General features: G+C 67.2%; 15 protein-coding genes and 1 riboswitch. Of the genes, 13 read left to right on the forward strand and 2 right to left on the reverse strand.

Annotated features, from left to right (window positions below; all coding sequences use genetic code 11):
- Positions 1-216: 216 nt before the first annotated feature.
- Both C7401_RS29045 and C7401_RS29050 read right to left on the reverse strand, forming a co-directional pair.
- On the reverse strand, positions 217-996 hold the full coding sequence (locus C7401_RS29045) for an SDR family NAD(P)-dependent oxidoreductase (protein ID WP_112174850.1): 780 nt from the start codon (positions 994-996) through the stop codon (positions 217-219).
- On the reverse strand, positions 993-2,750 hold the full coding sequence (locus C7401_RS29050) for an ABC transporter ATP-binding protein/permease (RefSeq protein ID WP_112174851.1): 1,758 nt from the start codon (positions 2,748-2,750) through the stop codon (positions 993-995). The genes C7401_RS29045 and C7401_RS29050 overlap by 4 nt, the downstream gene beginning before the upstream one ends.
- Positions 2,751-3,068: 318 nt before the next feature.
- Positions 3,069-3,182, forward strand: a riboswitch (TPP riboswitch).
- Between the two features lie 243 nt (positions 3,183-3,425).
- On the opposite strand from C7401_RS29050, the gene C7401_RS29055 reads away from it, so the two are divergent.
- The 13 genes from C7401_RS29055 to C7401_RS29115 all read left to right on the forward strand — a co-directional run bounded on the left by C7401_RS29055 (position 3,426) and on the right by C7401_RS29115 (position 13,567).
- The gene (locus C7401_RS29055) at positions 3,426-4,574 is read left to right on the forward strand and encodes an FAD-dependent oxidoreductase (protein WP_112174852.1); all 1,149 of its coding nucleotides are present in this window, start codon (positions 3,426-3,428) and stop codon (positions 4,572-4,574) included.
- A 49-nt stretch (positions 4,575-4,623) separates the two neighbouring features.
- Positions 4,624-4,821 (forward strand): sulfur carrier protein ThiS, encoded by a 198-nt coding sequence (gene thiS, locus C7401_RS29060; protein WP_112174853.1) that lies wholly within the window; start codon positions 4,624-4,626, stop codon positions 4,819-4,821.
- Positions 4,822-4,885: 64 nt separating this feature from the next.
- Positions 4,886-5,701, forward strand: a complete 816-nt coding sequence (locus tag C7401_RS29065; RefSeq protein ID WP_112174854.1) for a thiazole synthase — start codon at positions 4,886-4,888, stop codon at positions 5,699-5,701.
- Positions 5,698-6,810, forward strand: coding sequence for a thiamine phosphate synthase (gene thiE, locus C7401_RS29070; RefSeq protein ID WP_112174855.1), 1,113 nt, complete (start codon positions 5,698-5,700; stop codon positions 6,808-6,810). Before C7401_RS29065 ends, thiE begins: the two co-directional genes overlap by 4 nt.
- A 171-nt stretch (positions 6,811-6,981) precedes the next feature.
- A complete protein-coding gene (locus C7401_RS29075; protein ID WP_112174856.1) occupies positions 6,982-7,803 on the forward strand; it encodes an ABC transporter ATP-binding protein in 822 nt (273 codons plus the stop codon).
- A complete protein-coding gene (gene mlaE / locus C7401_RS29080; protein WP_112174857.1) occupies positions 7,800-8,576 on the forward strand; it encodes a lipid asymmetry maintenance ABC transporter permease subunit MlaE in 777 nt (258 codons plus the stop codon). Before C7401_RS29075 ends, mlaE begins: the two co-directional genes overlap by 4 nt.
- Positions 8,577-8,669: 93 nt before the next feature.
- Positions 8,670-9,227 carry an outer membrane lipid asymmetry maintenance protein MlaD gene (mlaD, locus tag C7401_RS29085; protein ID WP_112174923.1) on the forward strand — a complete coding sequence of 186 codons (558 nt, stop codon included), beginning with the start codon at positions 8,670-8,672 and terminating at the stop codon, positions 9,225-9,227.
- Between the two features lie 12 nt (positions 9,228-9,239).
- On the forward strand, positions 9,240-10,250 hold the full coding sequence (locus C7401_RS29090) for an MlaA family lipoprotein (protein WP_112174858.1): 1,011 nt from the start codon (positions 9,240-9,242) through the stop codon (positions 10,248-10,250).
- A 188-nt stretch (positions 10,251-10,438) separates the two neighbouring features.
- Positions 10,439-11,071 carry an MlaC/ttg2D family ABC transporter substrate-binding protein gene (locus tag C7401_RS29095; RefSeq protein ID WP_112174859.1) on the forward strand — a complete coding sequence of 211 codons (633 nt, stop codon included), beginning with the start codon at positions 10,439-10,441 and terminating at the stop codon, positions 11,069-11,071.
- Positions 11,068-11,340 (forward strand): STAS domain-containing protein, encoded by a 273-nt coding sequence (locus C7401_RS29100; protein WP_112174860.1) that lies wholly within the window; start codon positions 11,068-11,070, stop codon positions 11,338-11,340. Before C7401_RS29095 ends, C7401_RS29100 begins: the two co-directional genes overlap by 4 nt.
- Before the next feature lie 274 nt (positions 11,341-11,614).
- Positions 11,615-12,541, forward strand: a complete 927-nt coding sequence (locus C7401_RS29105) for an ABC transporter ATP-binding protein (protein ID WP_112174861.1) — start codon at positions 11,615-11,617, stop codon at positions 12,539-12,541.
- Entirely contained in the window at positions 12,538-13,293 is a 756-nt protein-coding gene (locus C7401_RS29110; protein WP_112174862.1) for an ABC transporter permease, read from the forward strand. The genes C7401_RS29105 and C7401_RS29110 overlap by 4 nt, the downstream gene beginning before the upstream one ends.
- 34 nt (positions 13,294-13,327) lie before the next feature.
- Entirely contained in the window at positions 13,328-13,567 is a 240-nt protein-coding gene (locus tag C7401_RS29115; RefSeq protein ID WP_028213298.1) for a BolA family protein, read from the forward strand.
- The last annotated feature ends 27 nt before the right edge of the window (positions 13,568-13,594 follow it).

Genomic DNA, 13,594 nt, shown 5'->3' on the forward strand with positions numbered 1-13,594 from the left:
AGGAGACGGCGTCCTGGGTGGCGCCGCCCCGTTTCCGGTGTGCTGGTGGCGTATTTTACGGTGTGAAAGCACGCTGAGGCGAGGGGGAGAATGCTGGCGCGCTGCGCAGCGGGGTTGCGGCAGGCGGCGCTCAGGCCGCTGCCGGTTCATTGCGCGCTTTCATTGCGCACCTTCATTCGATAGCAAGCGAATGACGGCGCACGCGTGCCGGGCCGGTCAGCCGAGCGTCAACCCGCCGTCGACGTGGATCACCTGGCCCGTAATGTGGCGCGCCGCGTCGCTGAGCAAAAAGCCGATGAGCTCGGCGATATCGGCGGGGTCGGCCACGTGGCCGAGCGGCGTTTCCTGCGCCGCACGCTCCCACACCGGCGCGTTTTCGGGCGTGGGGCCCTTGTCCTTGCGCGTGTAGCCGGGCGCGACGCAATTCACCGTCACGCCGTGCGGCGCCAGCTCCGCGGCGGCGGTTTTGGCGAGCGATTCGAGCGCGGCCTTGGCGGCGGCGGTGGCGGCGAACGGCGCGTCGGCGCGATAACGGTGCGCGACAAACGAACTGAGCGCGACCACGCGGGCGCGCGCCGAGCGCTCCAGCGCGGGCCGGGCGCGCTGCATGAGCGCCGCGAACGCGGCGGGCATGGCGGCGAACGCGCCTTCGAGCGAACCGGCGTCGAGCGCGGCGAGCGACTGGCGCTGCGCGTGCCCGGCGTTGGCCACGATCTGGTCGAGCGTGCCGAAGTGCGCGAGCGTCGCCTCCACGGTCGCGGCGGCATTGCCCGGCACGGCGAGATCGCTGTAGGTGGTGGCGCAGGTTGCGCCGCGCCGCTCGCATTCGGCGGCGACCGCGACGAGCCGCGCGCGCGCCGCTTCGTCCGCGCCGCGCGCGTGCAGCATGAGCGCGACACCCGATGCCGCGATGCGCCGCGCGAGCGCCGCGCCAATGCCCGAGCCCGCGCCCGTGATCAGCACGACGCGCTCGAAGCCTGCGCCGGCCGCGCTCACGCCGCGACCCGCTCTTCAGGCATGCGCTCGATTTCGAGCGTTTCGTGGTGATACGCCGCAAGCGACTCGCGGTGCGCCACGCTCACGATCGCCGCCTTCGGCAGGCGCTCCATGAAGAGCTTGTAGAGACGGCCTTCGTTGTCGGGGTCGAGCGCGCTCGTCGCTTCGTCGAGGAACAGATAGTCGGGCTTGTGCAGCAGCACGCGAGCGCCCGCGAGGCGTTGCTGTTCGCCCGGCGAGAGCACGCGCGTCCAGTGCGCCGACTCGCCGAGCCGGTCCGCGTAGTCTTCCAGGCGGCAGGCGCGCAGCGCTTCGCGGCAGTCTTCGTCGCTGTAGTCGTCGGCGGGCGAGGGGTAGGTGAGCGCGGCCTTGAGCGTGCCGATGGGCAGGTAGCTCTGTTGCGGGATGAACATCATGCGCGCATCCACCGGCGCGTCGATCGAGCCTTCGCCGAACGGCCAGAGGCCCGCGAGCGCGCGCATCAGCGTGCTCTTGCCCGCGCCCGAGGGGCCGCGCACGAGCCAGCGCGAGCCCGGCTTGATGGCGATGTCGCGCACTTCCGACAGCGGCGTGCCGTTGGGCAGCGAGAGCTTGAGATGCTCGGTCGCGAGTTCGTTGTTGTCGATGTAGTGCAGGTTGATGCCGCCGTGCTCGGTGGCGGGCGAGACCGTTTCCTTCAGGCGCGGCGAGTGCACCACGCGCACGAATTCGCGCAGACGGTTCACGGTAGCGCGCCATTCAACCAGCGTGGCGTAACTGTTGATGAACCACGAGAACGAATCGCTCACGGTGCCGAACGCCTGCGAGATCTGCATCAGCACGCCGAACGTGAACGCGCCCGCGAAGTAGCGCGGCGCGGCGACCACGAGCGGGAAGATGATGGCGATCTGGCCGTAGAAGCTCAGCACGAAGGTGAGGCGCTTCGTGTACTTCATCACGCGCCACCAGTTTTCGCGGATGTGCTGGAAGAGACCTTGTGCGTTGCCGCGCTCGGTGTCCATGCCGTCGTACAGCGCGATCTGCTCGGCGTTTTCGCGCAGGCGGATCAGGCCGAAGCGGAAGTCCGCCTCCACCTTTTGTTGCTGGTAGTTGATCGACACGAGCGGGTGGCCGACCTTCTGGATCACGAGCGAGCCGAACACGGCGTAGAGCGCGGCGGCCCAGACCATGTAACCCGGAATCGCGAGCGGCTGCCCGCCCAGCGTGACCGTGAGCGCGCCCGCGAGCGTCCACAGGATCGTGATGAACGAGATCAGCGTGACGACCGTGGAGAGCAGGTCGAGCGTGAGCGAGAGCGTGGTCGTGGCGAACGACTGGAGGTCGTCGCTGATCCGCTGGTCGGGGTTGTCGGCGAGGCGGTCGCGCTCGATGCGGTAGAACGCGCCCTTGCCGAGCCACTCGCTCAGGAAGCGGTTGGTGAGCCACTGGCGCCAGCGAAAGCCGAGCATCTGGCGCAGATAGCGGCCGTACACCGCGAGGATGATGAAGCCGAACGCCAGCTCGGTGAAGGTCATCAAGAGCGGCGGGAAGCGTTTGACGTCCTTGGCCTGCAATGCGTTGTAGAACTCCGCGCTCCAGCCGTTCAGCCGCACGTTGATCCACACGACGAGCAGGTTCATCACGATGATCGCGACGAGCAGCCCCCAGGCGATCCAGCGTTCCTCGGAAACCCAGTAGGGTTTGATCAGGCTCCACGCGGTGATCTTCTGATGCTCGTTCTGATCGGGCGTGGCGCGGGAAGATTGGTTGGTCATGTGCGTCCTGATGTTTTGTGCCGGCCCGCTCGGGCCGCTTTCGCCATATGCCGCGCGCCGCGCGGCGGCCGCTGTGCACGGATTCTGTCGGCAACCGCTTAAGTGAGACTTAACGAGACTTGACGGGGTAAATGCCGGGGCAAGTGCCTGGCGAAACGCTGAGGCAAATGCCCGCGCCGCGCCGCCGTAGCGTGGCGCTCATTGTCTCACCGCGCGGGCTCGCGAGGCGAAAGGAGCGGGTCCAAGGCATTGTGCCAGACGAGCCGTGCCATTCCGTCGAGGTTTGCGGGCGCCGCGCGTTTTGTGGTCTAATCGACGGTGACGAAACAGGGGTGCTTCACCGGTATGCCGGGCATGCCGTACTGAGGCTGAGAGAGACCCTTCGCACCCGATCCGGGTAATACCGGCGCGGGAAGTTTCCAGAAAGTCTTGCCGGAGCGCCCTGGCCTTTGCAGGGGCGCCAGGTTTCCCGCCGGGCCGCGCGTTCGGCGCTCGGGTCCATACGATTTCCGTATCGGGCCGTCTGCGCCGCATAGCCTCCACGGTCGGCCTTGCCAGCCGGTTTCGTCCTTGGGTACGTCTGCTGCTGCCGTACGGAAAGGATACGATGACCGCCTATTCTCTTGCTTGTTCCCCGTTTTTCACTGCGCACGCCTTGCATGACGGAGCGTCGTCATGAGCCGCGTCCATCACCATAGCGTGGGCGGCACGCCCGACTTCGCCGTGCTCGGCGGCGGCCTGTGCGGCCGGCTCGTCGCATGGCGTCTGGCCGGCGAGGGCCATCGCGTCGCGCTCTACGAGCGTGGCGGCCCCGAAGGCGGCGAGGCCGCGGCCTGGGTCGCGGCGGCCATGCTCGCGCCGCTCGCTGAAGCTGCCGTTGCCGAACTGCTCATCACCGAGCTTGGCGTGGCGTCGCTCGAAGCCTGGCCGCGCATCCTTGCCGAATTACCTGCGCCCGTGTTCTTCCAGCGCAACGGTACGCTCGTGGTCTGGCATAGCGCCGATCGCACCGAGGCGCCGCTCTTCGAGCGCCGCGTGCGCGCGAACGCGCCGCGCGCGCTTGCCGATGCGAACTTCGTCGCGCTCGCCGGCGCACAGCTCGACGCGGCCGAACCGGCGCTCGCCGGGCGCTTCGCGCGCGGCTGGCTTCTGAACGGTGAAGGGCAGCTCGACAACCGCCAGGCGCTCGCCGCGCTTGCGGCCGGCCTCGCCGCGCGTGGTGTGGAAACGCACTGGCACACCACCGTCGACGAAGCGAACCCGCCGCGCGCGCGCGTGACGATCGACTGCCGCGGCCTGGGTGCAAAACCCGTGCTGCCGGGGCTGCGCGGCATACGCGGCGAAGTCGCCCGCGTGCATGCGCCGGGCATCGGCTTGACGCGTCCGGTGCGGCTGCTGCATCCGCGCTATCCGCTCTATATCGCGCCGAAGGAGAACGATCTCTACGTGATCGGCGCGACCGAGATCGAGGGCGAGGACCGCTCGCCCGTGAGCGTGCGCTCGGCGCTCGAATTGCTGAGCGCGGCGTTCGCCGTGCATCCGGCGTTCGGCGAGGCGCGCATTCTCGAACTGAATTCGCAGTGCCGCCCGACGCTGCCCGACCATCGCCCGGCGCTCATTTGGGACGGCAAGGCCACGCTGCGCGTGAACGGCCTCTACCGGCACGGCTTCATGATCGCGCCGGAAGTCGCCGACGAAGCCGCGCGTGTCGCGCAGGCGCTCCTCGACGCCCGCGTGAGCGACGCCGACTCGTTCGAGGCGCTGCGCCGCGCGTCGCGCTGGGGCGAGATGCTGCACGCGCAGGGCGCGCATGAGCCGGCCTGAGGCGTGAAGCGCCACCCGAATCAAACCGTAGTCTGAGAACGTATTTGCCATGGACATTCATATCAACCAGAAGCCGCTCACGCTGCCCGAGGGCGCGACCGTCGCCGATGCGCTTACCGCGTTTGGCGCGCGTCCGCCGTTCGCCGTGGCCCTGAACGGCGACTTCGTGGCGCGCGCCCAGCACGGCGCGCGCGCGCTCCAGGCGGGCGACCGCCTCGACGTCGTGAGCCCCGTGGCCGGCGGCTGAGCCGCGCGCATTCGTGCGCGCACCGCGCCGCCGCATCCACGACACCGCCCAAGGATTCCACGCCATGACCACCACTCCCACCGCCGACGCGCTCACGCTCTACGGCGAAACCTTCGCGAGCCGCGTGCTGCTCGGCACCTCGCGTTATCCGTCGCTGCAATCGCTCGCCGATTCGATGGCCGCCGCGCGCCCCGGCATGATCACCGTCGCGCTGCGCCGCCAGATGAACGAGGGCACCGCCGAAGCGGGCTTCTTCGACCTGCTCAAGCGCCACGGCGTGCCGCTGCTGCCGAACACGGCCGGCTGCCTCACCGTCAACGAAGCCGTCACGACGGCGCACATGGCCCGCGAAGTCTTCGAAACCGACTGGATCAAGCTCGAACTGATCGGCGACGACTACACGCTGCAACCCGACCCGGTCGGCCTGATCGAAGCCGCCGCGCGGCTCGTGAAGGACGGCTTCAAGGTGCTGCCGTATTGCACCGAGGACCTCGTGATCGGCCGCCGTCTGCTGGACGCGGGCTGCGAGGCGCTCATGCCGTGGGGCGCGCCGATCGGCACCGGCAAGGGCGTGATCAATCCGTACGGCCTGCGCGTGTTGCGCGAGCGCCTGCCCGATGTGCCGCTCATCGTCGATGCGGGTCTGGGCGTGCCCTCCCACGCCTGCCAGGTGATGGAGTGGGGCTTCGACGGCGTGCTGCTCAACACGGCCGTTTCGCAGGCCACGCACCCCGACGCGATGGCGCGCGCGTTCGCGCTGGGCGTCGAGGCGGGCCGCGCCGCGTATCTCGCCGGGCCGATGGCCGAACGCGATGCGGCGGTGGCGAGCACGCCCGTGGTGGGCATGCCGTTCTGGCACCAGGATGGAGACAAGCGATGACCGAAACACTGCGACTGCAAGACCGCGAGCTGTTCTGGCCGCCCGCCGACAAGCTCACCGAAACGGCCGAGCGCATCCGCGCACGCCTGGGCGACTGGCCGCCCACGCATGCGCCGTGGCGCATCTGTCTCACGCCGCCCGACGCGCCCAACGGCGGCGACCTCATCGTCGTGACCGACGCGGCGCCGCATCTCGCCAGCATCGCGCGCTGGATGACCGAGGGCGCGGGCGTGATCGAAGCCGCGGGCGAGAGCCCGAAGGCGGCCCGTGTCACGCTGCACCTGGGCGGCGAGCGTTACGCGCTCGAAGGCGAACTGGCGGAAGACTGGATTGCCGCGCTGGCGGCGTTTCTCGACTGCGGGTTCGATCCGCACGACGCACTCGTGCTTGCGCTCGCCTGGCGCGACGGTGACGAGCAGCAGGCCGACGCCTGGCCCGTCGACTTCAAGCGCTTTCCGCGCGTGCTCGGCCTGCCCGCCGCGCCCGCGCAGCCGTTCGCGCCGTGCCCGGCGAAGCTCGGCCTGTATCCGGTGCTGCCGACGGCGGACTGGGTCGAGCGCGTGCTCGACTACGGCGTGAAGACGGTGCAGTTGCGCAGCAAGCAGCCGAAGTCGGCGGCGCTCACGCAGGAGATCGAGCGCTGTGTCGCGGCGGGCCGCAAGCACGACGCACAGCTTTTCATCAACGATCACTGGCAGGAAGCCGTCGCCGTCGGCGCGTACGGCGTGCATCTCGGCCAGGAAGACCTGCGCGAAGCCGACCTCGGCGCGATCGCGGCAGCGGGCGTGCGCCTGGGCCTGTCCACGCACGGCTACTTCGAGATGCTGACGGCGCTGCATTTCCGCCCGAGCTATCTGGCCTGCGGCGCGGTCTTCGCCACCACGACGAAGACCATGCCCACGGCGCCCCAGGGCCTGGCGCGCCTCGCGCGCTACGTGAAGCTGCTGGACGGCGTCGTGCCGATGGTGGCCATCGGCGGGATCGACGGCAACATCTTGCCCGCGGTGCTCGCCACGGGCGCGGGCAGCGCGGCGGTGGTGCGCGCCGTGACCGAGGCGGCCGACCCGGCTGCCGCCGTTGCTGCATTGCGCAACGCGTTTACGCAATAATGGTCCACCCTGGCCGGGGGGCGCGCCGCGTGCGCGGACCCCGGGCTTTGGGGGGCCGCAACCCGCAGCAGCGGGCGATTGCGGCTTACATCAATGGGCCAGGGTGCGTCACGGCAGGTTTTCCACGATGGCCCTATAATCCCGCCTTCGTGTAAATGGACTGTCTGCCACGTGCCCTCATCCTCTGAGACCCTGCTGGAGCTGCGCGACGTCGACTTCGGCTACGGCGAGCGCCTCGTCCTGTCCGGCCTGAACATGCGCTTTGGGCGCGGTAAGGTGGTGGCGGTCATGGGCGGTTCCGGTGGCGGAAAAACGACGGTTTTGCGCCTGATCGGCGGCCTCGTGCGCGCGCAGCGCGGCCAGGTGCTGTTCGGCGGCCAGGACGTCGGCGCGCAATCGCGCGAGGGCCTCTACGCCCTGCGCCGCAAGATGGGCATGCTGTTCCAGTTCGGCGCGCTTTTCACCGACATGTCGGTGTTCGAGAACGTTGCCTTCGCCCTGCGCGAGCACACCGATTTGCCCGAAGAACTGATCCGCGACCTCGTGCTCATGAAGCTCAACGCGGTCGGTCTGCGCGGCGCACGCGACCTGGCGCCCTCGGAAATCTCGGGCGGCATGGCGCGCCGCGTGGCGCTCGCCCGCGCCATCGCGCTCGACCCCGAGCTGATGATGTACGACGAGCCGTTCGCGGGCCTCGACCCCATTTCGCTCGGCATCACCGCGAACCTCATCCGCACGCTCAACGACGCGCTCGGCGCGACCTCGATCCTCGTAACGCACGACGTGCCGGAATCGTTCGCGATCGCCGACTACGTCTACTTCGTCGCGAACGGCCGCGTGCAGGCACAAGGCACGCCCGCCGAGCTGCGCGCGTCGACCGATCCGATCGTGCGCCAGTTCATCGACGGCGCGCCGGACGGCCCGTTCCGTTTTCACTACCCGACGAACGTGCCGCTCGAAGCGGACTTCGGCATTGGCGGAGGACGCTCATGATCGGCGCCATCAGCTCGATCGGGCGCAGCGTGCTCGACTCGATCGCGCGCGCGGGGCACGCCACGCGCTTTTTCGTGCGTCTCGTGCTCGAATTCTTCCCGCTGCTGCGCCGCCCGCGTCTTGTCACGAAGCAGATCCACTTCGTCGGTAATTATTCGCTGTTGATCATCGCGGTGTCGGGCCTGTTCGTGGGCTTCGTGCTCGGCTTGCAGGGGTATTACACGCTCAACCGCTACGGCTCCGAGCAGGCGCTCGGGCTGCTGGTGGCGCTCTCGCTCGTGCGGGAGCTCGGGCCGGTCGTCACGGCGCTCCTGTTCGCGGGCCGCGCGGGCACTTCGCTCACGGCCGAGATCGGGCTCATGAAGGCGGGCGAGCAGCTCACCGCCATGGAGATGATGGCGGTGGACCCCGTGCGCATCGTGGTCGCGCCGCGCATGTGGGCGGGCGTGATCGCCATGCCGATCCTCGCGGCGATCTTCAGTGCGGTCGGCATTCTGGGCGGCTATGTGGTGGGCGTGCTGCTGATCGGCGTGGACGCAGGCGCCTTCTGGTCGCAAATGCAGGGCGGCGTGGACGTCTGGGCGGACGTGGGCAACGGCGTGATGAAGAGCGTCGTGTTCGGTTTCGCCGTGACGTTTACCGCGCTGTACCAGGGTTACGAAGCCAAGCCCACGCCCGAGGGCGTGTCGCGCGCGACCACCAAGACGGTCGTGTACGCGTCGCTTGCGGTGCTCGGCCTCGACTTCCTGCTTACCGCGCTGATGTTCAGCTAACAGATCAGCTAGAAGAGCCGGGCAGTGACCCGGCCCTCTCGCGGCGTGGCGCTCGCGTGAGCGCCGCCGCAACGGATTCTCATTGGGATGACGATGAAAAAGAATGCTCTCGACTTCTGGGTCGGCCTGTTCGTGGTGCTGGGCTTTATCGCGCTGCTGTTCCTTGCGCTGAAGGCCGGCAACATGAGCTCGCTGTCGTTCCAGCCCACCTACCCGGTGAAGCTCAAGTTCGACAATATCGGCGGGCTCAAGCCGCGCGCGCCGGTGAAAAGCGCGGGCGTGACCGTGGGCCGGGTGGCCTCGATCGGCTTCGACTCCAACACCTATCAGGCGCTGGTGACGATCAACCTCGACCAGCAGTACCAGTTCCCGAAGGACACGTCGGCCAAGATCCTGACGTCGGGCCTGCTCGGCGAGCAGTACATCGGTCTCGAGCCGGGCGGCGACTCGGAAATGCTCAAGGCGGGCGACACCATCTCGATGACGCAATCGGCCATCGTGCTCGAAAACCTCATCGGCCAGTTCCTCTATAGCAAGGCGGCCGACTCGGGCGCCGCAAAATCGTCCAGTGGCGCGAACGCCGACTCCGCGCCGGCCGCGCCCGCAGCGGCGCCGGCCCCGGTGGCTTCGGCAGCCCCGGCGGCCAAATAAGGAGAAATAACAATGACGACCATACGCATGCGCGCCATCACGATCGGGGTCGCGGCGCTCGCACTCGCAGGGTGCTCGACGGTGCAGACGCCCTCGAAGGACGACCCGTGGGAAGGCTTCAACCGCACGGTGTACACGTTCAACGACAAGGTTGACCAGTACGCGCTCAAGCCGGTGGCGCAGGGCTACGTGAAGGTGACGCCGCAGCCCGTGCGCGACAGCGTGACGAACTTCTTCGCGAACATCGGCGACGTCTACAACGCCGCGAACAACTTCCTGCAACTGAAGATCGCCGACGGCGTTTCGGACATCATGCGGATCGTGATCAACACGGTCTTCGGCGTGGGCGGTCTGTTCGACGTCGCGACGCTCGCGAAGCTGCCCAAGCACAACCAGGACTTCGGCCTCACGCTCGGCCACTACGGCGTGCCGGCCGGTCCGTACCTCGTGCTGCCGCTGTTCGGCCCGAGCACGGTGCGTGACGGCGTGGCCCTCGTGCCCAACTACTTCATCAATCCGCTCACCTATGTGGACCCGGCTGCGCTGTCGTGGGGCCTCTACGGCCTGAACGTGGTGAGCACGCGCGCGAACCTGCTGGGCGCGAGCGACCTGCTCGAAGGCGCGGCGATCGACCGCTACTCGTTCATTCGTAACGCCTACCTGCAACGCCGCCACTATCTGCTTTCGGACGGCCACGCATCGGACAGCAACCTGCCCGATTACGGCGATGGCGCACCGCTGCCGAAGTACGACGACGTCGACGAAGGCGCGGCAGGTGCGGCCGCGCCCGCATCGGCGGCGGCCGGCGCGGCTGTCCCGGCTTCGGGTGCGGCGCGTGCGGCCGTGCCGGGCGCGGCGAGCATGCCGTCCGCGTATCCCAACGGCGAAGCAACCGCTCCGGCCACGCTGCAAGGCCCCGCCGGCGCCAGCGCACCGGAAGGCGCCTCGCAAACCACCGTGCCCGGCGACCAGATGATTCCGCCCGCACGCATCGGCTTCCCGGGCATGCTGCGCCTGCATTGAGGTCACGTCCGGCGGGTGTCAGCGCCTCGCCGGCCATGCATTCGGCATCAACGTCCGACATAAATGTCTGACGTAACAAGCAGAAACGCTTGTCGCACTTTGCTGGCAGTTTTTGACATAGCGAGATAGAACTCGCGTGATATCGTTGGCTCCAACGGGGCGTATGTCTCCAACTTGCAGGACTCGATATGAAAAAATTCTTTCTGTACCCGTTTTTCGCCATGTTTCTTTCGTTTGCCAGCGGCGCGTTCGCTCAGACGGTAGACACCAGCAACCCCGACGCCATGGTCAAGACGATCACGACGCAGGTCATGGATCAGATCAAGGGTGACAAGTCGATCCAGGGCGGCGACATCGGCAAGATCACGCAGCTCGTGAACGAAAAGATCCTGCCGTACACCGACTTCCGCCGCACCACGCAGCTCGCGATGGGCCGCAACTGGCGCACGGCTACGCCGGAGCAGCAGCAACAGGTCATCGAGCAGTTCAAGACGCTGCTGATCCGCACGTACTCGGGCGCGCTCGCCCAGGTGCGCGACCAGCAGATCCAGTACAAGCCGTTCCGCGCGAACCCGGACGACACCGACGTCGTGGTCCGTTCGACGGTGCTGAACAACGGCCAGCCGATCGAGCTCGACTACCGCCTGTACAAGACGCCGCAAGGCTGGCGCGTGTATGACATCAACGTGCTCGGCGCGTGGCTGATCCAGGCGTACCAGCAGCAGTTCCAGGAAAAGATCCAGCAGGGCGGCGTGGACGGCCTGATCCAGTTCCTCACGCAGCGCAACCAGCAACTCGCATCGGGCAAGGCGACCTCGTGAGCGAGCGCTTCGCCACCGGCGCCAACCTGACCCACGAGAGCGCGAAGGCCGCGCTCTCGGCCGGGTTCGCGCAGATCTCGGCGGGCGCAACCGCCGTGGACTGCGCCGCGCTCACCCAGTTCGATTCGTCGGCGCTCGCCGTGCTGATCGCCTGGCAGCGCGCCGCGCGCGAACGCGGTACATCCCTCGCTGTGCTCAATCTGCCTCCCGCGCTCGCTTCTCTCGCGCGCGCCTACGGCGTCGATACGCTCCTGCACGAGCGACATTGACGCGCGTCACCTGGCCGAACCTTCGCGTTCGAGCGGCACGCCGCCGCATGACCAGGTCGACGCTCTTCATCCCAGGGCCAGGCCGGGCTTTCCGACTTGGCCTATAATCAACCGTTTTTTGGGCGCTGCCTCGGCGCAAAAGCATCGCTTGGTGGTTAAGAAGCGTGCGCAGAGACAGCCGGGTCGGCTTGTAAGCCGTCCCCAATTCCGGTCTTCCCCGCAGCATTGATGCATTCATGAGCCGCGCCGTTCGCAAACGGGCGGCGTATTAGTCATGCCAGCCATAGAAATCCGCAACGTCAAGAAGCGCTACAAGTCGCTTCAGGCGCTCAAGGGCGTCAGCTTCACGGTCGAAGACGGCGAGTTCTTCGGGCTGCTCGGCCCGAACGGCGCGGGCAAGACGACGCTCATCAGCATACTGGCCGGCCTCGCCCGCGCGGACGAGGGCTCGATCGCCGTGCGCGGCCATGATGTCGTCTCCGACTACCGCAACGCGCGCCGCAACCTGGGCGTCGTGCCGCAGGAACTGGTGTTCGATCCGTTCTTCACCGTGCGCGAAACGCTGCGCATCCAGTCCGGCTACTTCGGTCTGCGCAACAACGACGCGTGGATCGACGAAGTGATGGCCAATCTCGACCTCACCGAGAAAGCCGACGTGAACATGCGCGCGCTCTCGGGCGGCATGAAGCGCCGCGTGCTGGTCGCGCAGGCGCTCGTGCACCGTCCGCCCGTGATCGTGCTCGACGAGCCCACCGCCGGCGTGGACGTGGAACTGCGCCAGACGCTCTGGAAGTTCATCGCGCGCCTGAACCGCGAAGGGCACACCATCGTGCTCACCACGCACTATCTCGAAGAAGCCGAGCAACTGTGCGACCGCATCGCCATGCTGCGGCGCGGCGAGATGGTCGCGCTCGAACGCACGAGCACGCTGCTGCAACGCTTTGCGGGCACGCAGCTGTTCCTGCGCTTCTCGGAAGGCGTGCTGCCGGGCGAGCTGCGCGCGCTCGAAGTCGATCCGTCGAACGCCAGCGCGCATCAGCATCTGCTGCGCCTGTCGAGCTACGACGAAGTGGAGCGCATTCTCGCGAAATGCCGTGCGAACGGCTGCAAGCTCGAAGAGGTGGAAGTGCGCAAGGCCGATCTGGAAGATGTCTTCGTGCAGGTGATGAACGGTCCTGAAGTGGTCGAGGGTCTCGCATGAGCGGTTTCCGTACGCTGTTCTACAAGGAAGTGCTGCGTTTCTGGAAGGTTGCTTTCCAGACCGTGCTCGCCCCCGTCATCACGGCGCTGCTGTATCTCACGATCTTCGGCCACGCGCTGCGCGGTCACGTGGAGGTGTATCCGGGCGTGGAGTACACGAGCTTCCTGATTCCCGGCCTCGTGATGATGAGCGTGTTGCAGAATGCCTTCGCGAATAGCTCGTCGTCCTTGATCCAGTCGAAGATCACGGGCAATCTCGTATTCGTTCTATTGCCGCCGCTCGCCGCATGGGAGATGTTTGGAGCCTACGTGCTCGCCTCGATCGTGCGCGGCCTCGCCGTTGGCGCGGGCGTGTTCGTCGTGACGATCTGGTTCATTCCGATGAGCTTCGCCGCGCCGCTTTACATCATCGCTTTCGCGGTGCTCGGCTCGGCGATCCTCGGCACGCTCGGCCTGATCGCCGGGATCTGGGCGGAGAAGTTCGACCAGCTCGCGGCGTTTCAGAACTTTCTCATCATGCCGCTCACGTTTCTTTCGGGCGTGTTTTACTCGACGCATACGCTGCCGCCCCTGTGGCGCGAGGTGTCGCGGCTGAACCCGTTCTTCTACATGATCGATGGCTTCCGCTATGGGTTTTTCGGCCTGTCCGACATCAACCCGTTCGTGAGCCTGTCGATCGTTTTCGTGTTTTTCGTGGCGCTCGCCACGCTCGCCATGCGTCTGCTCGCGAGCGGGTACAAGCTGCGCCACTGATCACCAGACGCAATATCAGGCAGGAGCCATACTCATGTTGCCGACTCCGGAACAGGTCAAGCAGTACATCTCGGCAGGGCTCGCGTGCGAGCACCTCGAAGTCGAAGGCGATGGCCAGCACTTCTTCGCGACGATCGTTTCCTCAGCATTCGACGGCAAGCGCTTGATCCAGCGCCATCAGCTCGTCTACGCGGCGCTCGGCGAGCGCATGCGCGAGGAAATCCACGCGCTCAGCATGAAGACGCTCACGCCCGCCGAATGGCAGAACGCATAATCTGGAATCTCAGTGCGAATTACCCAG

Origin of the sequence: Paraburkholderia unamae (genome assembly GCF_003268775.1) — a bacterium.
Lineage (GTDB): Bacteria > Pseudomonadota > Gammaproteobacteria > Burkholderiales > Burkholderiaceae > Paraburkholderia > Paraburkholderia unamae.

Coding starts and splice junctions, on each gene's coding strand:
- mlaD (WP_112174923.1), top strand. CDS start 8,670: ATGAAAAAGAATGCTCTCGACTTCTGGGTCGGCCTGTTCGTGGTGCTG.
- C7401_RS29065 (WP_112174854.1), top strand. CDS start 4,886: ATGACCACCACTCCCACCGCCGACGCGCTCACGCTCTACGGCGAAACC.
- C7401_RS29110 (WP_112174862.1), top strand. CDS start 12,538: ATGAGCGGTTTCCGTACGCTGTTCTACAAGGAAGTGCTGCGTTTCTGG.
- thiS (WP_112174853.1), top strand. CDS start 4,624: ATGGACATTCATATCAACCAGAAGCCGCTCACGCTGCCCGAGGGCGCG.
- C7401_RS29095 (WP_112174859.1), top strand. CDS start 10,439: ATGAAAAAATTCTTTCTGTACCCGTTTTTCGCCATGTTTCTTTCGTTT.
- C7401_RS29115 (WP_028213298.1), top strand. CDS start 13,328: ATGTTGCCGACTCCGGAACAGGTCAAGCAGTACATCTCGGCAGGGCTC.
- C7401_RS29105 (WP_112174861.1), top strand. CDS start 11,615: ATGCCAGCCATAGAAATCCGCAACGTCAAGAAGCGCTACAAGTCGCTT.
- C7401_RS29050 (WP_112174851.1), bottom strand. CDS start 2,750: ATGACCAACCAATCTTCCCGCGCCACGCCCGATCAGAACGAGCATCAG.
- mlaE (WP_112174857.1), top strand. CDS start 7,800: ATGATCGGCGCCATCAGCTCGATCGGGCGCAGCGTGCTCGACTCGATC.
- thiE (WP_112174855.1), top strand. CDS start 5,698: ATGACCGAAACACTGCGACTGCAAGACCGCGAGCTGTTCTGGCCGCCC.
- C7401_RS29090 (WP_112174858.1), top strand. CDS start 9,240: ATGACGACCATACGCATGCGCGCCATCACGATCGGGGTCGCGGCGCTC.
- C7401_RS29055 (WP_112174852.1), top strand. CDS start 3,426: ATGAGCCGCGTCCATCACCATAGCGTGGGCGGCACGCCCGACTTCGCC.